General features: G+C 60.7%; 17 protein-coding genes. 11 read left to right on the top strand and 6 right to left on the bottom strand.

Translation table 11 applies throughout. The annotated features are described in order from the left end of the window. The first annotated feature begins 134 nt into the window (after positions 1–134). Together NMA52_RS01140 and NMA52_RS01135 are read left to right on the top strand one after the other, a co-directional pair. A complete protein-coding gene (locus NMA52_RS01140; protein WP_254825791.1) occupies positions 135–1,604 on the top strand; it encodes a hypothetical protein in 1,470 nt (489 codons plus the stop codon). 76 nt (positions 1,605–1,680) lie between these two features. Further along, entirely contained in the window at positions 1,681–3,612 is a 1,932-nt protein-coding gene (locus NMA52_RS01135; RefSeq protein WP_254825790.1) for a sodium/solute symporter, read from the top strand. Positions 3,613–3,701: 89 nt separating this feature from the next. On the opposite strand, the gene secG is transcribed toward NMA52_RS01135, so the two are convergent. Together secG and NMA52_RS01125 are read right to left on the bottom strand one after the other, a co-directional pair. Further along, positions 3,702–3,965 carry a preprotein translocase subunit SecG gene (gene secG / locus NMA52_RS01130; RefSeq protein ID WP_183495286.1) on the bottom strand — a complete coding sequence of 88 codons (264 nt, stop codon included), beginning with the start codon at positions 3,963–3,965 and terminating at the stop codon, positions 3,702–3,704. Between the two features lie 4 nt (positions 3,966–3,969). Beyond that, positions 3,970–4,818, bottom strand: a complete 849-nt coding sequence (locus tag NMA52_RS01125) for a hypothetical protein (RefSeq protein ID WP_254825789.1) — start codon at positions 4,816–4,818, stop codon at positions 3,970–3,972. Positions 4,819–5,137: 319 nt separating this feature from the next. Here NMA52_RS01125 and NMA52_RS01120 point away from each other — a divergent pair, with 319 nt between their 5' ends. After that, the gene (locus NMA52_RS01120; RefSeq protein ID WP_254825788.1) at positions 5,138–5,473 is read left to right on the top strand and encodes a helix-turn-helix transcriptional regulator; all 336 of its coding nucleotides are present in this window, start codon (positions 5,138–5,140) and stop codon (positions 5,471–5,473) included. Here NMA52_RS01120 and NMA52_RS01115 read toward each other — a convergent pair. Then, positions 5,470–7,173: a M23 family metallopeptidase gene (locus tag NMA52_RS01115; protein ID WP_254825787.1), complete on the bottom strand. Its 1,704-nt coding sequence runs from the start codon at positions 7,171–7,173 to the stop codon at positions 5,470–5,472. The genes NMA52_RS01120 and NMA52_RS01115 overlap by 4 nt on opposite strands. Positions 7,174–7,256: 83 nt before the next feature. Between NMA52_RS01115 and NMA52_RS01110 the strand changes: the two genes are divergently transcribed. Then, on the top strand, positions 7,257–8,198 hold the full coding sequence (locus NMA52_RS01110; RefSeq protein ID WP_254825786.1) for a hypothetical protein: 942 nt from the start codon (positions 7,257–7,259) through the stop codon (positions 8,196–8,198). Position 8,199: 1 nt separating this feature from the next. Here the strand turns inward: NMA52_RS01110 and NMA52_RS01105 are convergent, their stop codons facing one another. Next, complete coding sequence (locus tag NMA52_RS01105; RefSeq protein WP_254825785.1) at positions 8,200–9,438, bottom strand: acyl-CoA dehydrogenase family protein; 1,239 nt, start codon at positions 9,436–9,438, stop codon at positions 8,200–8,202. Between the two features lie 157 nt (positions 9,439–9,595). On the opposite strand from NMA52_RS01105, the gene NMA52_RS01100 reads away from it, so the two are divergent. Both NMA52_RS01100 and NMA52_RS01095 read left to right on the top strand, forming a co-directional pair. After that, entirely contained in the window at positions 9,596–10,183 is a 588-nt protein-coding gene (locus NMA52_RS01100; RefSeq protein ID WP_254825784.1) for an SET domain-containing protein-lysine N-methyltransferase, read from the top strand. 83 nt (positions 10,184–10,266) lie between these two features. Further along, the gene (locus NMA52_RS01095) at positions 10,267–10,896 is read left to right on the top strand and encodes an SDR family oxidoreductase (protein ID WP_254825783.1); all 630 of its coding nucleotides are present in this window, start codon (positions 10,267–10,269) and stop codon (positions 10,894–10,896) included. Here the strand turns inward: NMA52_RS01095 and NMA52_RS01090 are convergent, their stop codons facing one another. Next, positions 10,897–11,235: a DUF2853 family protein gene (locus NMA52_RS01090; RefSeq protein WP_371930933.1), complete on the bottom strand. Its 339-nt coding sequence runs from the start codon at positions 11,233–11,235 to the stop codon at positions 10,897–10,899. It lies immediately after the preceding gene. Positions 11,236–11,359: 124 nt separating this feature from the next. On the opposite strand from NMA52_RS01090, the gene NMA52_RS01085 reads away from it, so the two are divergent. Next, the gene (locus NMA52_RS01085) at positions 11,360–12,022 is read left to right on the top strand and encodes a DUF4129 domain-containing protein (RefSeq protein ID WP_254825781.1); all 663 of its coding nucleotides are present in this window, start codon (positions 11,360–11,362) and stop codon (positions 12,020–12,022) included. Then, entirely contained in the window at positions 12,019–13,308 is a 1,290-nt protein-coding gene (locus NMA52_RS01080) for a DUF4350 domain-containing protein (RefSeq protein ID WP_254825780.1), read from the top strand. Before NMA52_RS01085 ends, NMA52_RS01080 begins: the two co-directional genes overlap by 4 nt. On the opposite strand, the gene NMA52_RS01075 is transcribed toward NMA52_RS01080, so the two are convergent. Continuing rightward, positions 13,295–14,218, bottom strand: coding sequence for an aldose 1-epimerase family protein (locus NMA52_RS01075; protein ID WP_254825779.1), 924 nt, complete (start codon positions 14,216–14,218; stop codon positions 13,295–13,297). The two genes, NMA52_RS01080 and NMA52_RS01075, sit on opposite strands and share 14 nt — an antisense overlap. Before the next feature lie 27 nt (positions 14,219–14,245). On the opposite strand from NMA52_RS01075, the gene NMA52_RS01070 reads away from it, so the two are divergent. From NMA52_RS01070 to recG, 3 genes are read left to right on the top strand one after another with little or no spacing between them, the layout of a single operon-like run. After that, on the top strand, positions 14,246–16,570 hold the full coding sequence (locus tag NMA52_RS01070) for a CotH kinase family protein (protein ID WP_254825778.1): 2,325 nt from the start codon (positions 14,246–14,248) through the stop codon (positions 16,568–16,570). Positions 16,571–16,584: 14 nt separating this feature from the next. After that, complete coding sequence (rlmB, locus tag NMA52_RS01065; RefSeq protein ID WP_254825777.1) at positions 16,585–17,331, top strand: 23S rRNA (guanosine(2251)-2'-O)-methyltransferase RlmB; 747 nt, start codon at positions 16,585–16,587, stop codon at positions 17,329–17,331. A 37-nt stretch (positions 17,332–17,368) separates the two neighbouring features. Further along, positions 17,369–19,498 carry an ATP-dependent DNA helicase RecG gene (gene recG / locus NMA52_RS01060; protein WP_254825776.1) on the top strand — a complete coding sequence of 710 codons (2,130 nt, stop codon included), beginning with the start codon at positions 17,369–17,371 and terminating at the stop codon, positions 19,496–19,498. Positions 19,499–19,554 lie beyond the last annotated feature (56 nt).

The raw sequence follows: 19,554 nt of genomic DNA, 5'->3' as shown, positions 1-19,554 counted from the left end.
CGCCCGTAATCCGGCTATTTGCTCCCAATCCGTCCTCTCTTCCGGATTATTTTCCCCCTACCGGCCCGAACCGGTTGATTTAATGCGTTCAGACACATCCTTCCCTTTCTCCCCCACTCACCCACTATTTTGTTATGGCTATTGCCAAAAAAGAGCTGCTGATCGAACTGATTAACAGCCTCGACAGCTCCGAAAAACGGTTCTTCACCCGCTATACCAATCAGACGGCCTCGGCCAATTCCGACAAATTCTACCGCCTCTTTCGCCACCTCAGCGATGGCGGCAGCCTGGACGACCCGGGCCTGACCCGCCTCCTCGACCTCAGCGGCCCTACCCAACTGGTCAATATTCAACGTCACCTCTACGGCCGCATCCTGGATGCCCTGCGCCTGCAGCACCGCCGCCGCGATCCCGGCGTGCAGGTAAGGGAGCAGATCGACTACGCGAATTTGCTTTACGACCGGGGGTTGTACCTCCACGCCCTGAAGATCCTGGCCCGGGCGAAGGAACTGGCCTTCACCTACCACCTGGATTTGCACCACCTGCTGATCATCGACTTCGAAAAAACCATCGAAAGCCGCCACATCACCCGGGCCTCTACGGAGCGGATGACCTCCCTTACGACCGAGAGCCGCAAGCGACAGGAAGTGATGAGCAGTACCGTGCGCCTGTCCAACCTGCAGCTTACCCTGCAGCGGCACTTTATCCTGCACGGTCACGTATCTTCCGCGGAGGAGGCCCGCAAGTTTTACGAACTCTACCACCACTACTTCAGCGATCCGATACCGGTCACGGCGACCTTCAAGGAGCGGATCCTCGGCCACCAGTGCCGGTTCTGGTATTACTACAATCAACTACAGCTCGACCGGGCGCAGGAACACACCGCCCAGTGGACGGCGATCATCGAGGCCCGCAACGAGCTGCGCGAGCGGGACAACAACTCCTACATCAAGGGAATGGACCGGTGGCTACTGATCGCCTTCCTACGTGACGATGCCGAAGGTCATCGTGCCCTTTACGCCCGGCTGCAGGAGTTCGTTTCCCACACCCGCAATACCCAGCAGCAGCGAAACAGTGAGATCATGGCCGATATCGTGCTGTTTCGTGCCGAACTCGACCGCTATTTACTGGATGCGGATAGCTCCTGCGCGCCCGCCCAACTGCAACAGCTCGGCGAACGGATCGGGGCGGTTACGGGGGTTGACCGACACAAACAACTCGTGCTGTACTACAAACTGGCGGTGCTGCACGTACTCAACGGCCGGCACCAACCGGCGCTCGACTACCTGGACCCCATCCTCAACGACCGCAGCACGCTGCGCTATGACCTGGTGGTGTACGCACGCCTGCTGCAACTGTGGTGCCACTACCGCCTGGGGCATACCGAGTTCGTGGATTACGGCGTCAACAACCTCGCGCGCTACCTCGGCCGCATCGGGTACCGCAGTAATTACCCCGCCCTGATCCTGCAATTGCTCCGGGGAATGCTGCGGGGAGACGAGGCGGCAGCGCGGGCCAACTTCGTGCAACGGGTAGCACCGCTGCGGGAAAATGTCTTTCACCTACGGGAACTCCGGTACCTCGATATGGCCCGACTCAAGTGACCATAAGGGGCTATATTGTCGCGCTTTACGTCCCCCCCCGGGGGAAGACGACGCACACACCGCTTAAAGGAATATCATGGAGTTAGGTCAACTGGGTACGATCGATACGATCATTTTCGCCGTATACATCGTAGCCGTCATCGCTTTCGGCGTTTGGATCGCCAACCGCGAAAAGACGAACACGGCGAGCGATTACTTCCTGGCCAGTCGCAGTCTTCCCTGGTGGGCGGTCGGTGGCTCCCTGATCGCGTCCAATATCTCCGCCGAACAGATCATCGGCATGAACGGCTCGGGCTTCGAGCTCGGGATGGCCATCGCGACTTACGAACTGATGGCGGCCATCACGCTCATCCTGGTCGCCAAGTTTTTCCTGCCGGTATTCCTGAAGCAGGAGATTTATACCATGCCGCAGTTCCTGGAGGAGCGGTATAACGGTACGGTACGGACCATCATGTCCGTCTTCTGGATCGCGCTCTTCGTCTTCGTCAACATCGCCACGGTGCTCTACCTCGGTGCCCTGGCCATTCAAACCCTGCTCGGCGTGGACCTGTGGATCGGTATCGTCGGCCTGGTCCTGTACTCGGCCTCCTTCTCCATATTCGGTGGCCTGAAGGCGGTGGTGTGGACGGACGTGGTGCAGGTGATCGTCCTGATGGTAGGCGGTACGGTCGCGGCCTACGGCATCCTTTCGGTGGTCGGCGACGGCAACTTCCTGGTCGGCATCGAAAACCTCTACAATGCCCTGCCCGAACACTTCGAGATGCTCTTCGAGCCCGGAGACACCTACCTCGACGTGGCAAATGCCCACGAACTGTCCACCGGTGTGAATCCGGATGGGGAGGCGACCGCCCTGGTGGCGGGCGACCAGTATAAGTCATCCTTCCAGTTGCTTCCGGGCATGGCCCTGCTGCTGGGCGGTATGTGGATCGTGAACAGCTACTACTGGGGAAACAACCAGTACATCATTCAGCGGGCCCTGGCCGCTAAGGATCTGCCCGAAGCCCAGCGGGGCGTGGCCTTCGCCGCTTTCATGAAGCTGTTCATTCCCTTCTTCGCCGTTCTGCCGGGTATCGCCGCCTGGTACTTACTGCGGGAACAGGATCCGGCCAATCTGCCCATCACCAAGGCCGACCAGGCATTCCCCTGGGTGCTGGCCAATTACGTGGGCGTAGGCTTCAAGGGACTCACCTTCGCCGCGCTGGTGGCGGCCATCGGGTCTTCCATCAGCTCGATGGTCAACTCGACCTCGACCATCTTCACCATGGACATCTACAACAAGTTCATCAACCCCCGCGCGACCCAGGGTCGTCAGGTTCGGGTAGGTCAGATCTCGGCTGCCGTAGCCCTGATCGTCGGTGCGATGGTGGCCCCCGCCCTGGCCAACGCGGGGCAGGTCTTTCAGGTAATTCAGGAATATACCGGCTTCATCAGTCCCGGCGTACTGACCGTCTTCGTCTTCGGCATGTTTTACCGGCGGGGCACCTCAGAGGCGGCGCTCGTGGTCGTGCTGGCGTCGGTACCTCTGTCGTGGGGCTTCCAGACCCTGATGCCCGACCTGCCCTTCCTCGACCGGATGGCCTTCATCTTCCTTCTCTCCGCGGGCCTCATGATCATCGTCAGCGCGCTCACCGCCAAGAGTGAAAAACAACGGGTGGCCGAGCAGGAGAAGGTGAGCGGCTACGGCGAGCAGCAGAAGCGGGACCTGAGCGGCAAACTCATCAAGGACACCAAGCTCCGCAACGGCCTGAGCATCGCCGTGATCGGCGTCGGACTAGCCACCGGTATCCGATTGTTGCTGCAGCCCGTACCGGGAGTCCCCCAGCTCATGGCCTGGATCTTCGTCGTCCTGTCCGTAATCGTCATTGCTTTGCTGTACACCGACAAGACGGCGGACGACTACAAGGCCATCGATCTCGATCCGGCACTCTTCCGTACCCGGATGGGCTTCAACATCGCGGCCATCAGCATCATTCTGATCCTAGCCTTCGTCTATACCTTCCTGGCGTAGACCCGAAAACTCGGCCGGGGGCACGTAAAAATCCCCCGCTCACGGTCGTGAGCGGGGGATTTTTACTAAATCTTAAGCGGGGTGGCCCGTTAGAAATTCGCGTCCAGCGACGCGCCGGCACCGACGGAGCTGACGGCCAGGGCAGTAAGGATACAGAGAGTAAAGAGCGCGATGGCCAGTCCCCAGGTCACCTTCTCGATAACGTCGGTAGAACGGGAAGCGCCCAGCATCTGATTAGCCTGACCACCTCCGAAGGTAGAATCGATACCACCACCCTTGGGGTTCTGGATAAGCACGACGAGCATGAGCAGCAGACAGACTACGCCGGTCAGGATGGTAAGGAGGTTGACCATAAGGCTATAATTTTTCCTTCAATTCTTTTATGAGGCCGGCAAAGATCGTCTTTTTCTCCGGATAAAGCAAAATTAGCCGCCGGTACATCTTGATCGCGTTGCGGTACTGCTCCTGCTTGACCAGCAGTGCCGCCAGGGTTTCGCTGACCACGGCAACCTTGTCTCCCGCGCCACCGCCGCTACTAGCGGCCGTGCCGTCTGACTCCCGTAGCCGACGAAGGTGTTGCAGCCGGGCCCGTAAATTGTCCTTACTCCTTCTGCGCTCCAGGATGGCCGCGAAGCGGGCCGGGTCCTCGGGGTGCGGCGGCGGAGTCCGTACTTCGGCCGCTACCGGCTCGGAGCGCGGCGGCCGGGCGGCAACCACGGCGTGGAAGGCCGCCGCCACGTCGGTCCAGTCCGCCGCCGCCGTACCGTCGTCGGTTACGGTGGGGTCGGGTTCAGGGATCACGGTCTTCGCGCGGTAGGCCGGCGCGGATGGCGGTGGTGGAGGCGCCGGAGTGGGGGGCGGTATTTCGTTCAGGCGAGACGGCAGTTCCTCGAAGGGGTCCGCCAGGGGGGCCAGTTCGAGTTCTTCCAGTTCCAGTAATTCGAGGACTTCCCCCCGCTCCTCTTCCGTGCGTTTGATCGACTCCAGCAGATCGAAGAGGTGGGGTCGGTCGAAGGTGGCCGCGGCGTAGCGGTTCAGGTATCGCTCGAAATCAGGATCGTGTTCCTGCTTCGCTTTCAGTACGACCAGCAGCCGTAAGTTCGGGGAGTAAGGGTAGTCGCGCACCATCTCCAGCAACTCCTCCATACCGACCTTTGCCAGCAGTGCGGGTTGTTGTACGTACTGAAGAATGGATTGCTGATTCATGGTTCGCGGGGCGAGGGCTGAAGGTCGGTCGAAACCGCTAACTGTGCAAATGAGGCGGGAAATCCGAAATTTTTAAGAAAAAATTGACGCTTTAGTTAACTTTTATAGGTAAATTGAACTTTAAGTTACTATCTTTGTGATCTCACCGAAAGAAAGAAATCGCACCACCCTAAAGATCTTGTGTTGTTCATAGTGTTTGTTATGTAGCCTTTAACCTAACCGTTAAAGGCTTTTTTTTGCCCCTGACTGAGTTGACATTATTCTCATCCGTTGGAGGCCTGCGGATATGAGTTATTGTTAACGTATATCCCAGCATACGATGCTCGATAAAGATCAACATACTCAACCCGAAAGCGGTGGTGACAACGTAAACATTGACCCCGATCAGCTTCGCCGTGCGGTGTTGCTGTTGCGTGCCGTCAATCATGACCTGCGCCAGGCGATCATCGATCTGCTCAAGCCGACGGAAAAGCTTACCGTAACCGACATTTTCGTCGCCATGCGCATTGAGCAGTCCGTCGCTTCCCAGCACCTCGCCATTCTCCGGAAAGCGGACATCGTGACCGCCGAACGCGACGGCAAGTACATCTACTATTCCCTCGACCGGGAAAAGCTCGCCGCCATCGTTCGCCTGATCGACGAACTGAACCGCTAGCGCCGGAAGGACCGCTCGAAGATCGTTTCGTTACCCCGGGCATCCCGCAGCAGCAGGGAGAACCGGTGGTTCCGCCCCGCTTCGATACGGTTGCCCGCGAAGGTGTGCGTCAGGCGACCGTCCTTGGCGTCGTATTCCAGCAGGACCCACTTTCCGTCGACTTCCCCCCGAAAGGTGATTTCACCCCCCTCGTCGTTTTCCACGAGCAGGCTGAAGGCGTTTGCCCCACGCAGGTCCGTTCCGAAGCGTTCGATCCGGACCCGGGGGGGGAAAGTATCGATCAATAGTGCGTAGTCCCCAAAGCCCCGAATGCGGGTCGACATGCGCCCGTCATCCAGCCACTCCCCTCCCGCACTTGCGAATGCCCCTCCCGGACCGCAGCGTCCAACGTACACCTTTTCCCGGAGGTCCGGAGGCACGGGCGTGCGGGCGCGCAGGGTTAGAATGGCACTACCGTGCAGCGGAGTTTCCTCATCCTGCAACTGATGGGTATCGCTCAGGTAGTCCGCGGACTCGTCGCTCAGGCGTACGTAGCGAAAGCGCAGGGGTGCGTAGAGGGCATTCCCGTCCAGCTCCAGCCGCATGGATCCGGTATCGATGATGCTGGCTTCGCCATCGGGTAGAAAGTACTGGAACGCCCGGTTCGGCGGGGACGCGGGAGCCATGCGCCGGTCGTACACCACCACGAATGAGACCACCGACTCGTTGCCGGCATAATCGTACCCCACCACGTCCACGGCGACCGGCCGGTCCGGGAATAGCCGTAAAATGCCGGTATCGCTACTATCCGCCTCCGCCTTCCAGAACACGGCCTTCGGCGTGCGGGCGTGCAGCAGGTAAAACCAGGAGCGGTTCCGCTTCCACTCCGCGTAATCGGTAAGGGCGTTCAGGTATTCCGTCTTGTCGTAGGGGATGCGGTCGTAGGCGAAGGAAAAGAGCGGAAGGGAGTCCGCCAGTATCCGGGCTCCGTAAATGCCGTTCCGGTTCGGCATGGCATTCTGCCGGTCGATGGCCTTCACCGCGAACGCCACGCGTTCGGACCCCACCCGTACGGTATCCGGCAGCTCCCGCCCCGGCAGGTCGAACGTTTTGGTGGTTACCGGCTCCCCCGCGCCGCTGACTTCGTACACCCGGAGCTGCTGCAGTTCGGGTTTCCGCGTATCCGGTACCCGGAAGCCCAGGGAAAGCGGATTGAGCGGGGCGTCGGTGGCTGACTCCCGGATCTCAAAGTGAAGGTGCGGTCCGAAACTGAATCCCCGATTACCCACCGCGCCGATGCGTTGCCCCGCGGTAACGGGAATATCCCCGGGGTTCAGGGCCAGATCGATCTCAAAGGTCTCCCGCGCATACTGCAGGGCGCGTATCGTATCCAACAGTTCCGGAGTCAGAGACTCGAGATGGCCGTAGACGCTGCGCTTGCCGTCCGGATGATCCAGGTACACGGCCTGCCCGTAGCCACCACCGCTTATCCGGATGCGACTGACGTAGCCCTCCCGCACGGCGTAGACGGGCGTGCCGACCGCTGCCCGGAAATCCAGTCCTGCGTGAAAGTGATCGCTGCGTAATTCTCCGAAGGTACCGGTTACGAGGAGGGCCCCGCGCAGGGGCGGCGTGTACTGAGCGTGCAGCCCGCAGGTTAGAAGTAGCAGAAGCAGGAGGGTGCCGAAGGGCCGGGTCGGGGAAGGAATAGCGTAATTCATTGGTGTTAAAGAGACAAAAGTATTGAAACGATCGTTTCCGGTAATGGGGAATGCATTTATTGCTCCTCGATTTCCACCTCCCTATGAAACTACTCGGCTTCTTCCTTGCCTGCTGGCCCTTTCTACTCCACGCCCAGGCCGACACTACCCAGTATCCCTTCGTCGCGTACTGGTCCGTGGGGGATACCTACAACTTCGAGGTGGCCAAGATCAAACTGGACTACCGGAACGATACGCTGACCAAGGCCGATACGATGCGTTACCGGTCCACCTTCGAGGTTCTGGAAGAAAACGACAGCAGTTACCTGATCCGGTATTATTTCGGGACCGACATGGAGATGACGCAGGTCATTCCCCCGCCGATTACGGAGATGCTTTCCGCCTATGATCTGAGCAGCATTACCTACCGGACCAACGAAGTGGGCGCCTTCCAGCGGCTGGAAAACTGGGAAACCTTCGCCGACGCCATGCAGGCCACCTTCGATGCCATGACCGCCGATGCCCTCAAGTCACCGGGCATGGATTCCGCGCTCTTCCGCAGCATCATGGACCCCCTCGCGGCCACCTATACGACCGAGGCAGGCATCCTCAACAAACTGGTGGATGAGCTCCAGCACCTGCATTTCTTCTACGGCTACAGCTACGGCCGTTACGATACGCTGCGCTATTCCAACCATTTCCAGAATATGTACGGAGGCCCGCCCTTTCCGGTGCAAAGCACCTTACTCGTCGAGGAGGCCGACTGGTCGGAGGACTACGTAGTTATGCGCCACTACAATCAGGTAACACCCGAGGCGAACGACATTTTCATTCAGTCGATGCGTCTGGCCTACCCCGCGCTGGTGGAGAAGGACCCGGATGGTTTCGATCAGCTTTCCTACGACGTTTACGACGATAACTGGTACGCCTTCTACTACAATCCCGGCATTCCCATCAAGATTGAAAACGATCGCTGGATCACGGTAGTCGCGGAAGGCTCCAAAAACGTCAAACAGGAGCGACTGATCGTCACGTGGGTCGACTGATCTAGCCGAAGGCGTTCAGTCCCGTCACGTCGTGGCCGGTGATCAGCAGGTGCACGTCGTGGGTGCCCTCGTAGGTGAGCACCGTCTCCAGATTCATGAGATGACGCATGATGGGGTATTCGTTGGTGATGCCCATCCCCCCGTGCATCTGCCGGGCCTCCCGGGCGACCTCCAGAGCCATATGTACGTTGTTGCGCTTGGCCATACTGATCTGTGCCGGCGTGGCCTCCCCCCGGTTGGCGAGGGTACCTAACCGCCAGGCCAGGAGCTGTGCCTTGGTGATCTCCGTAATCATCTCCGCGAGCTTCTTCTGCTGCAATTGGAAGCCGGCAATGGGTTTGCCGAACTGCTCGCGCTCCAGTCCGTAACGCAGGGCGGAATCGTAACAGTCCAGGGCCGCGCCGATGGCCCCCCAGGCAATACCGTACCGGGCCTTACTGAGGCAGGAGAGCGGTCCGCGGAGCCCCCGGATGTCGGGAAAGACGTTGCCCTTCGGCACCCGGACGTTTTCGAAGACAAGCTCCCCGGTGATGCTGGCCCGCAGGCTCCACTTCCCCTTGATTTCCGGTGCGCTGAAGCCGGGGGTGCCGGCCTCGACCACCATGCCGCGGACCTTTCCTTCCTCGTCCTTGGCCCACACGACGGCCAGGTCAGCGATCGGGCTGTTCGTGATCCACATCTTCGCACCGTTGAGGATGAAGGCATCGCCGTCGTCGACGATGGTCGTCCGCATACTACCCGGATCGGAGCCGGCATCGGGCTCGGTGAGGCCGAAACAGCCGATAAATTCCCCACTCCCGAGTTTGGGAAGGTACTTGCGCTTTACCTCCTCACTGGCGTACTTGAAGATGGGGTACATCACCAGACTTCCCTGGACGGAAGCCATGGACCGCAGTCCGCTGTCGCAGCGTTCGAGTTCCTGCATGATGACGCCGTAGGCGATCTCGTCCATACCACCCCCCCCGTAGGCTTCGGGCAGGCTGGGGCCGAAAGCACCGACTTCGGCCAGTCCCTTAAACAGGTGGGTGGGACATTCACCCCGCATGGCGGCATCCTCGATGATGGGACTAACTTCGGCCTTCACCCAGTCACGCACGGCGCGGCGGGCCATGCGGTGGTAATCTTCCAGCAGATCGTCTACGAGATAATAGTCGTGAAACTGGTAGCGGTCGGCACGTGCCGTCTGGTGAAAATCGGCCTTGGAGGTGAATTTTTTTGGGGTAGTGGTGGCTTCGGGCATGGTCGAATAACTGAATGATTGTGAGGTAAAAGTACGAATTGGCGGCCGTTGGTGTACCGCCCCGACACCCGCTTTCGTGGGGGGCGTCAGCCGGACGTGAAAAATTTTCTCCCCACTCTTACCGAATGCTCTACATTGATGTCCGAAAACCAATGTCGTGATTCATCCAGATACCGAGTTAAGATTTATCGGGGACCCAATCGGCTACGGCGTCTTCGCTACCGCACCGATTCCCGCCGGGACGATGGTGTACGTCAAGGACAGCCTGGAACTCGTGATCTCCCCCGAGGAATACCGCCGCCACTCTCCCCAGATGCAGGAAGTGGTGGAAAAGTATTCCTACATCGACGAACGGGGGAACCGGATCGTCAGCTGGGACTTCGCCAAGTACGTCAACCACTGCTGCAACTGCAACACCATGAGTACGGGCTACGGCTTTGAGGTTGCCCTGCGCGACATCGCGGCCGGGGAGCAGATCACCGACGAATACGGCATCTTCAACCTGCAGTACGCCATGCCCCTGGTTTGCAGTCACGCCAACTGCCGCGGATGCGTAGGGCCGGACGACTTCAGCCGCTATTACCGGGAATGGGACCGAAAGATCCTCCAGTCCATGACCCACTTCACCGCCGTTGCCCAACCCCTCCTCCCCCTCATCGATCCTGACACCCGTCGCGCACTGGACGCCTTTCTGGCCGACCCGCGCAAGTACCGCTCCGTCCTGACGCTCAAGCACAGCGACTAACGGGACCGGTATCCGGGTAGCTAAGTGGACATCGCTTTCGGGAATTTCTTTGCTCCCGCGGCCCCGCCCCTTATCATGCGCCCATGAACGTACTCATTACGGGAGCCTCCCGCGGTATCGGCAGGGCGTGTGCCGAACGGTTCGCCCGGGCCGGTCATGACGTTACGGCCGTAGCGCGCACCACCTCCGCGCTCAGACAACTGGCCGCTGAATTTCCGGAGCGGATCACCGCCGTCACGGCCGATCTCACCACCTATCCGGATCCCGGCGGTCCCTACGACCTCATCGTACTCAACGCCGGCTACTATGCTCCCGGGAGCTTGCTCGACCCCGCCAGGGACGTCTTCGCGGAGTCCTGGACCCTTAACGTCATGGCGAATCACCACCTGGCCCGTATACTGCTCCCTCCCCTGATCGAACGGGGGCATGGGCACCTGATCGTCATCGGCTCCACGGCTACGGACGATACTTCACCGCACATGACGGCCTATGCCGCCACCAAAAAGGCGCTGCGGGGGCTGTTCGAAGGGTGGGAACAGGAACTTTCCGGGACCGGCGTGGCCGCTACCCTGATCGCTCCGGGGTCAACGCTGACCAGCAGTTGGGACGGGGAAACGCCACCGCCCCGCATCCTGGCCGCTAGTGACGTAGCGGATCTCGTATACCGGGCGGTGACGGAAGGCTTATCCGGGAGGATAACGATTAAGGCCTGACTAGTCGTAGTGGCTTTCCATTCCCAGTTCCTTAGCCACCAGGTAGTAGAACACGGCACGGTGCTTGCTGCGGTCGACGTACTTCTTGCATACGGCCTGCACCGCTTCCATGGCCTTGGCTTCGTCGGTCATGCCCAGCTTCTTCTTGCAGAAGTTGTCCACTACCCGCTTCAACTCCGCCTTATCGCTGCAGGCGACCTTGTTGGAGTCGGTGTTGTAGATGGATGGGCCCAGTCCCTTCGCGACCTTCCGCAGAAGCTCCTTGTCACCGCCCTTATCGATTTTCGCCAGGGCAGCCTCGTAGGTGGCCATCTTCTCATCAAATTTACTCACGTGCATGGTTTTGTGCCGACCGGTGTAGCCGACGGTTTTCGAGGTTGGTAATTTAATAATTTCTCCGGGTCCGTGAAGACCGGTCGCCGGGTTTCGTCTCCTCTACCGAACGATTACCTTAGTGTTCGCCATGCCGCAGTTCGTCCCCTACCTGCTCCCGCTTTTGCTTCTCTGCTTGCCGCCGTTCGCCTCCGGCCAGTCGGGGGGATCGCCCGTTTTCCCGGCGGAACGCCTCGCGACCCTGCGCCAGGAAGTTGTTTTCGATGCTCCGCCGCCCGCGCCCGCCGTCGAATCTACCGGCCCGGTGATCGACCTGAGCGCCTACCGGCGGCCCATCATCGTAGGCGTTTCCGTTGGACTGATCGGCGGATTACTTTTCCTGCTGTACCGCATCGCCAGGGACCTCGCCCGACACCGCAGCGACGAACCGTTCCCGTCATCCGCCGCGGAAGCCGTCGACGTCACCGAGATTCGGGAAGAAGAATTCGTACGGCAGGGTCTTTCTCCCCATTTACTGCAACGCGCCGAAGCCGCGGGCCAGTACGACGTCGCCGTCCGCTTACTCTACCTCGATCTGCTGAATCGGCTCCACCGTGCGGACCTGATCGTCTACCGGCCGCACTTCAGCAACCGGGATTACCGGCAACAACTCATGGACAGCGATCTGTACGCCCCCTTCACCAAATCGGTCCGCGCCTACGAGCGATTCTGGTACGGGAAGCACCGCATCGATCGCCTGAGTTACCGGCTTACCCGTCAGGAATTCACGGACCTCACGGAACGCGTCCGATGACAACTCCCCTGCTCCTTCGCTACCTAATTGCCGGCTGGGCCCTGCTGAGTCTCTTCGGTTGCCCGTCGGTGAACTGGTCGGAATCATACCGCTACGACGAGCGCAACCCCTTCGATCTCTACGCCCTACACGAACTGCTGGCGGCGCGCCCCGAGGGTATGGTCCGGTTGCAGGACAGTATCGATTTCCGGCAACTGGACAGCGTCGCGGCTACGAACTATCTCTTCGTGGGGCACTGGCCCTTTTACCGGGAGGAAGCCGTTACCGGCCTGCTGAACTACGTAGAGCGGGGCAATACCGCCTTCCTGGCCGTCAGCGAACTTCCCGAAGACCTGGCGTATCACCTCTTTGGCGATGACTGCTACTACGAACGGTTCGGGGAGGCCTCCTACGCCGGCCAGGACCGTTTTCCGACGGTGATCGCCGACTCGGTGACCGCCTACCGGTACCCCGACGGAGCCGCTTTCGATCTTGTCAACGTCCGGTTTTGGCGTCCCACCCCTACCCCCCTGCACGTCATCGACGAACGCCTGCTCTGCGACTCCACCCTCGACAACCGGGTGCTCGGGGTACTCGATACCTTCGGAGTTAACTTTATCCGCGTCGGGTGGGGAGCGGGCGACTTCTACGTACACTCCAATCCGGTTTTCTTTACCAACTGGTTTCTGCTGGACTCCCTGCAGTACCGTTACGCCGAAGCCATGCTGTCGGTCATCGCGGAGGGGCCCGTGTACTGGGATGAGCACCACCGGCGCTACCGGCGGGATCCGGGCACCGTCGGTAGCCGGCAGGCCGCGTCGCGCAACTACGACGGCGGCCGCAACTTGCTCGACGGCAACCCCACCCTGCTCTACGTTCAGGAGCGTCGTGAACTGGCCTTCGCCTGGTACACCCTGCTGGCCGGCGCCATACTTTACGTGCTGTTTCGGGGCCGACGTCGCCAACGTGTCATCCCTCCCCTGCCGGCGCGCACCAACGACAGCCGGCGCTTCATCGACACGGTGAGCCGTCTGCTCTACCGCAGGGGAGACCACGCCGCCCTGGCCCGGCGGGAACTGGCCAGTCTACGCCAGCACCTGAATCACCGTCTCGGCATTCACTGGTTGGAGGGGCATCCGCCCCCCGCGGACCTGGCCCGGCGCAGCGGACTGCCCGCCGCCGTGATCGAGCAAGCGCTGACGCAAATCCGGGTGGTGACGGCGGGCAAGCGGTTGCGCGACGGCGACCTGCTTCGCTTCTACCGGGCGATCGAGCCCCTGTACGGCCCGTGGGCTACAGGATCTTGATGTCGTAGCTCATCTCGTACACTTCGTTCGGCTGCAGTTCGATGATGCCCTCCTTGTGGGTAAACTCACCGTCGGCGTTCTCGTGGTCCGCCAGCCCGATCCAGGGCTCGATGCAGACGAAATCTCCGTTGGTCTTAGCCCAGATGCCGAGGTGAGTCCAGCCGGCGTAATCGAGCTTCAGTACGGGCCCGCTCTTCCGGCTTTCCAGGATTACGCTGCGCGACTCCAGATCCCTGAAGACCAGGGCGTCTTCGCTGAAGAGATCGTGGGTGAGCGGCAGTTCCGTCCCGTCAGCTTGCCAGGGTACCGGGCGGGTATCGTCGCTGATCGTACCCTGATCGGTGACGCGGTAGCTGCGGCTGTCTTCCGGATGTTCGAATCGTAGCAGGTAGTCCTCGTAGGCTTCCCCCTCGAAGAACGGCACCCGGAAAGCGGGGTGGCCCCCGAGGTGGAAGAAGATGGGTTTATCGTCGGTATTCATCACCTCGTGGTAGATGATGAGGTGTTCGTTGCGCAGGCGAAAGGTAATGCGAAAGTCGAAGTGATAGGGGTACACGGCCAGACTCTCCTCGTCGGAACAGAGTCGGAATACGATACGATCCTCGAGTTTGGAGAAGAATTCCAGTTTGTCGTTGTTGCGGACGATCCCGTGCTTGGGGATCCGGTACTCCCGGCCGTCGATCCGCGTTTTTTCGTCCTTCAGTTTTCCGATCACCGGAAACAGGACCGGCGCGGTACTGCCCCATACGGCGGGGTCGCCCTCCCACATGTATTCCTGACCGGTAGACCGCTTGACCAGGCTCTTAAGTTCGGCTCCGTTTGACTGAATCTTGATGCTGAGCTGGTCGTTGTGCAGACTGAAATCCATGGGGAATTTGGTAAATTGGTGCAGCCAAGAATCGGCTGCCACAAAGTAATCATTTAAGCCTGTTTCGGCTTGCGCTTCACGCTTCTCCTCTTCCTGCTCACCCCACTGCTGCCCGCCACTGAACTTGACGCGCAGGGGCAAGCGCTTTCGTTCGAACCCGGCCCCGGAGACTACCCTCGGGGGCAGGAGGTGCGTATTTCGGGCGGGGACGCGGGAGCCGTGTATTACACCCTTGACGGAAGCCGGCCCAGTCCACGTTCGCGGCGGTACGTGGGCACCCCCGTGACCCTGGAGCATACGGCGGTCCTGCGGGCGGCGGTATTCGACGGCTTTACCCAGTCCGGACCGGAAACCGGGGGGAGCTACCTCATCGACGAACCCGCTTCGGAACTGCTGACCGTTTCGGTAGGTATCGACCCCTGGCGACTCTTCAATCCCGTCAGCGGCTGGTTCATGCCCGGGCCGGACCCGGGAACCAGCGTCTGGGACCCCACGGGGGCCAACTGGTGGACGCGAAAGGAGTTTCCCTGCCACGTAGATCTGCTGCTCCCCGACGGGACGCCCGTCCACAACGGTATGCTCGGTCTGCGGATGTTCGGCGGACTGAGCCGCACGTTCCCCCAAAAGTCGTTCTCGCTCTCCGGCCGGGAAGCTTACGGGAATAAGAAGATCGATTACCCCCTCTTCGGACCGGAGGGCAACAAGGATTTCCGGTTCCTGGTGGTGCGCAACGGTGGGTCGGACTGGGGCCGCAGCTACGTCCGCGATGCCTTACTGACGAGCCTGCTGCGCGATGAGAGTTGGGACCTCGACCTTCAGGATGCCCGACCCGTCCGGGTGTACCTCAACGGGAAGTACTGGGGCCTGTACCACCTGCGGGAAAAAATCAATCCCCGGTTCCTGGCCGACCACCACGATGTCGATAAGGATTCCCTGAGCCTGCTCGAGCACGAACTGACCGTCAAGCACGGCAGCTCCCGGGCCTACGAACGACTCCGCGATTTCGTACAAAACACCGACCTCACGGTGCCCGAGAATTACGCGCGGCTGGCGGAACTGATGGACATCGACAACTTCCAGCGCCTCCAGATCGCTCAGACCTACTTCGATAACCGCGATGCCGGCGGCAACATCCGCTACTGGCGCCCCGACGGACCCGACGGCCGCTTCCGGTGGATCCTCTATGACGTGGATCAGGGATTCGGCCTCCACCGCGAGGAGGGCTGGAAGACTAATACACTGGCTTTTTACACCGATGCCCACGGCCCCTCCTGGCCTAATCCGCCCTGGTCGACGCTCTTTCAGCGCCGCTTGCTGACCAACGCGCACTACCGCCGCACTTTCGTCAACCGCACCCTCGACTACCTGCATACTGACTTCAGCGCCGAAGCCGTCGCGGAGCGGACCGAAGCCGCCATCGCTTCCGTAGCGCAGGAGATGCCCCGGCAACTGACCCGGTGGCAACAGGACCGGGATCACTGGGACTACCACACCGACAAACTGCGACAGTTCGCGGCCAAGCGCCCCGCCTTCCTGCGCGAACACCTCCGGGATTACTTCGCGGGAGGAGAGGACCGCGCGGTAGACCTGGTGGCCGGTCGCGGGGGCTACGTAATTTTAAACGCCAATCTCCAGGTAGCGAGTGACGGGCTCACCGGAACGTACTTCGCCAACGTTCCCCTTAGCCTGGAGGCCGTTGCCGAGCCCGGCTATCACTTTACGGGCTGGGAGGGGACGGTACCCGGCACTTCCCCCCGGTTGGAAGTGCATCTGAGCGCGAAACGCGACTATTCCATCCGGGCCACTTTCGCGCCCGCTACCCATCCGCTGGCCGGGGAAATCATCATCAACGAGATCTGTCCGCGCAGCACGGACGGTGGCGACTGGCTGGAAATCCATAACCGGGGAACGGTCGCCGCGCCGATCGGCGGCTGGTACCTCACCGACGATAGCGGAAGACGGTTCGAACTTCCCGCGACCACCCTGCAGGCCGGGACTTACCTGGTCGTTTGCCGGGAGGAGGAAAAGTTTCGGGCCACCTACCCGGACGTGCCGGACTTTGTCGCCGGCCTCCCCTTCGGCCTGAATAAGGAAGACGACCGCATCGGGCTATACAGTCACGACGGCAGCTACGTCAACGCGGTCGCCTACCAGTTGCCGCCCCGCCCCGACAGCAGCTTTACCTACGCGCTCGCCCTGCCGGGGTTGGACAACAGCAACCGCCGTAACTGGGTGGTGGAATCCGGTCGTGGCACGCCGGGGGCGGCCAACCCCGCTCACCTGCAGAGCGCCGTGATTACGCGGCAGCACTTCTGGACCCGGATCGGGGTGGGCATCGCGGTACTGCTGGTGGTGGGGGTGGTACGCTCATTGCACCTGCGACCCCGCCCCTAAGCCTATCTTGCGGCATGAAGCAACGCGAGGATCTGATCTACGGCCGGCACCCCGTGCTGGAAGCACTGGCTGCCGGACAACCCGTAGATAAGGTGTATCTGCAACAGGGTACACGGGGAGATTTTGAGAAGGAACTTCGGCAAAGCTGTAAGCTGCACGCCGTACCCATGACGCTCATCCCCCAGGCGAAACTGCAACGTATGGTCCGCGGCAATCACCAGGGCGTCGTGGCCCAACTCGCCGCCGCGCCCTATCACCGCGTGGAGGACGTGCTCCCCCAGGTGTACGAACGCGGAGAGATCCCCCTTTTCCTGCTGCTGGACGGGGTGACGGACGTGCGCAACCTGGGCGCCATCGCCCGTTCGGCGGAAGTTTGCGGGGCGCAGACCATCATCATCCCCCAGAAAAACAGCGCCGGCCTGACCGCGGATGCCGTGAAGAGCAGCGCCGGAGCCCTCGCCCGCCTGCCGGTATGCCGGGAGAAGAGCCTCGTGAACACCGTTGAATTTCTCCAGATGAGCGGGGTACGGGTGATCGCCAGTGACCTGAACGCGGAACGCTACCTGCACGAGCTCGAACTTACGGGTCCCTTATGCATCGTGATGGGTGCCGAGCACGAAGGCATCAGCACCGGCGTGGCCCGGGCGGCCGACGTGACCTTCCGCATACCCCAGGCCGGAACGCTCAACAGCTTCAATGTATCCGTGGCGGCGGGAATTCTCCTCTACGAGACGATGCGGAACCGTATGGGAATGGGGTGAGGCTCCGTATATTTACCGCAAATTGTTTTAAAAGCGCATGACGCCCTCCGTATCCAAGGCCGGCTTACTGGATCGCGGCCTCGCCAGTCTGCGAGGGATCGGACCCGCCAAGGCCGAACTCCTGGCGAAGGAACTACAGATATTCACGCTGGGCGACCTGATCTACAGCTATCCTTTCCGCTACGTCGACCGTACGCAGTTTTACCGCATCATCGACATATTGCCCGACCAGGGCAACGTACAGGTAAAGGGGAAACTGGTCACGCTGATCACGAAAGGGGAAAACCGGAAGAAGCGCCTGGTAGGCCGTTTACGCGACGAAAGCGGGGCCGCTCTGGAACTCGTCTGGTTTCGGGGAGTGAACTACCTCGATCGTACATACCAGATCGGTGAGGAATACGTGGTCTACGGGACCGTCCAGGAATTTAACGGGAAACTGAGCATTACGCATCCGGAAATGGAGCTTGCCAACCGCGCGGTCGCGGAGGACGCGGCTACCTTTGAGCCTGTCTACGCGAGTACGGAAAAACTGAATAAGCGGGGGCTTGACACGCGGGGGAGGCGCAAGTTGATCCGCAGCGTTCTCGACCAGCTTCAGCCGGCCGATCTGCCGGACATGCTTCCCGAGTACTTGCGGGATGAACTACGGCTCATCAGTCATTCGGCGGCCGTGCGTACGATCCATTTACCGGCTAATCAGGTGGAACTGGACGCCGCCCGCCGCCGGTTAAAGTTCGAAGAACTCTTTCTGCTGCAGATGCGGCTACTCCAATTGAAGGTGAGCCGGGAGGCCCGGGTGGCGGGATACACCTTCGACCAGATCGGGGAGCACTTTAATCAATTCTACCGCGATTTCTTACCCTTCACCCTGACCGGCGCGCAGAAGCGGGTACTGCGGGAGATCCGCCAGGATCTGGGGCGGGGCATTCAGATGAACCGCCTGCTGCAGGGTGACGTGGGTTCGGGAAAGACGATGGTAGGCCTGATGTCCATGCTCATGGCGCTCGATAACGGTTTCCAGGCCTGTATGATGGCCCCCACCGAGATCCTTGCTTACCAACACTACGAATCTATTCAGGCGTACCTGGAGGGCATGGATCTCCGGGTGGCCTTTCTCTCCGGCAACGTGAAGGGGAAGGCCCGGAAGGCTCTGCTCGCGGATCTGGCGGAAGGAAAGATCGATATCCTGCTGGGCACCCACGCCCTGATCGAGCCGCCCGTCGTATTCAAGAATCTGGGCTTGGCCATTATTGACGAACAGCACCGTTTCGGCGTAAAGCAGCGGGCCAAACTGTGGAAGAAGAATACCCCCTACCCTCCGCACGTGCTGGTGATGACGGCCACGCCCATCCCCCGGACCCTCGCCATGACGGCCTACGGGGACCTGGACGTCAGCGTGATCGATGAATTGCCGCCGGGCCGCACCCCCATCAAGACCGTGCACTTTACGGAGCACCGCCGGGAGCGGGTGTTCGGCCGCATTCGCGAAGAGATCGCCAAGGGTCGGCAGGCGTACGTCGTTTACCCCCTGATCGAGGAGAACGAGAAGCTGGATCTACTGGCCCTCGAAGAAGCCTACGACGAGATGCTGCACCGGTTTCCCCGCCCGGAATACCAGATCAGCGTCGTCCACGGTAAAATGAAGCCGGAGGACAAGGACTTCGAAATGGCCCGCTTCAAGAACGGGGAAACCCAAATCATGATGGCCACTACGGTGATCGAGGTTGGCGTGAACGTCCCCAACGCCACCATAATGGTCATCGTACACACCGAGCGCTTCGGACTTAGTCAGCTTCACCAGCTCCGGGGCCGGGTGGGACGGGGAGCCGAAGAAAGCTTTTGCATCCTGTTGTCCAGCGTAAAGCTGAGCAAGGAGAGCCGGCAACGCATCAATACCATGGTCGCGACCACCGACGGCTTCAAGATCGCCGAGGCCGACCTGAAGTTGCGGGGGCCCGGCATGATCGACGGCACGCAGCAGAGCGGCGTGCTGCAGATGCGGATTGCGGATCTGGCGCAGGACGGTCGTATCCTCTCCGTAGCCAGGGATCGTGCGAAAGATATTCTCGGCGCCGACCCCCAACTCAAACGGCCCGAACACCGCGGACTCCAGGCTTACCTCGAACGCCATCTCCGGACGGTCAAGGGCTGGAGCCTCATCTCCTAAAAAAACGGCCCGGAACGATCACTCGTTCCGGGCCGTTGGCGTCAGGGGGCTATCGG

This window comes from Lewinella sp. JB7 (genome assembly GCF_024297185.1).
Taxonomy (GTDB): domain Bacteria; phylum Bacteroidota; class Bacteroidia; order Chitinophagales; family Saprospiraceae; genus Neolewinella.
Note: the sequence above shows the minus strand (reverse complement) of the source record. Positions and strands in the feature narration are given on the sequence as shown.

What these genes read in the sequence shown, in the direction of transcription:
- NMA52_RS01090 (WP_371930933.1), bottom strand. Translation starts at nt 11,235, where the DNA reads ATGCACGTGAGTAAATTTGATGAGAAGATGGCCACCTACGAGGCTGCC.
- rlmB (WP_254825777.1), top strand. Translation starts at nt 16,585, where the DNA reads ATGAAGCAACGCGAGGATCTGATCTACGGCCGGCACCCCGTGCTGGAA.
- secG (WP_183495286.1), bottom strand. Translation starts at nt 3,965, where the DNA reads ATGGTCAACCTCCTTACCATCCTGACCGGCGTAGTCTGTCTGCTGCTC.
- NMA52_RS01110 (WP_254825786.1), top strand. Translation starts at nt 7,257, where the DNA reads ATGAAACTACTCGGCTTCTTCCTTGCCTGCTGGCCCTTTCTACTCCAC.
- NMA52_RS01135 (WP_254825790.1), top strand. Translation starts at nt 1,681, where the DNA reads ATGGAGTTAGGTCAACTGGGTACGATCGATACGATCATTTTCGCCGTA.
- NMA52_RS01120 (WP_254825788.1), top strand. Translation starts at nt 5,138, where the DNA reads ATGCTCGATAAAGATCAACATACTCAACCCGAAAGCGGTGGTGACAAC.
- recG (WP_254825776.1), top strand. Translation starts at nt 17,369, where the DNA reads ATGACGCCCTCCGTATCCAAGGCCGGCTTACTGGATCGCGGCCTCGCC.
- NMA52_RS01095 (WP_254825783.1), top strand. Translation starts at nt 10,267, where the DNA reads ATGAACGTACTCATTACGGGAGCCTCCCGCGGTATCGGCAGGGCGTGT.
- NMA52_RS01080 (WP_254825780.1), top strand. Translation starts at nt 12,019, where the DNA reads ATGACAACTCCCCTGCTCCTTCGCTACCTAATTGCCGGCTGGGCCCTG.
- NMA52_RS01105 (WP_254825785.1), bottom strand. Translation starts at nt 9,438, where the DNA reads ATGCCCGAAGCCACCACTACCCCAAAAAAATTCACCTCCAAGGCCGAT.
- NMA52_RS01085 (WP_254825781.1), top strand. Translation starts at nt 11,360, where the DNA reads ATGCCGCAGTTCGTCCCCTACCTGCTCCCGCTTTTGCTTCTCTGCTTG.
- NMA52_RS01140 (WP_254825791.1), top strand. Translation starts at nt 135, where the DNA reads ATGGCTATTGCCAAAAAAGAGCTGCTGATCGAACTGATTAACAGCCTC.
- NMA52_RS01125 (WP_254825789.1), bottom strand. Translation starts at nt 4,818, where the DNA reads ATGAATCAGCAATCCATTCTTCAGTACGTACAACAACCCGCACTGCTG.
- NMA52_RS01115 (WP_254825787.1), bottom strand. Translation starts at nt 7,173, where the DNA reads ATGAATTACGCTATTCCTTCCCCGACCCGGCCCTTCGGCACCCTCCTG.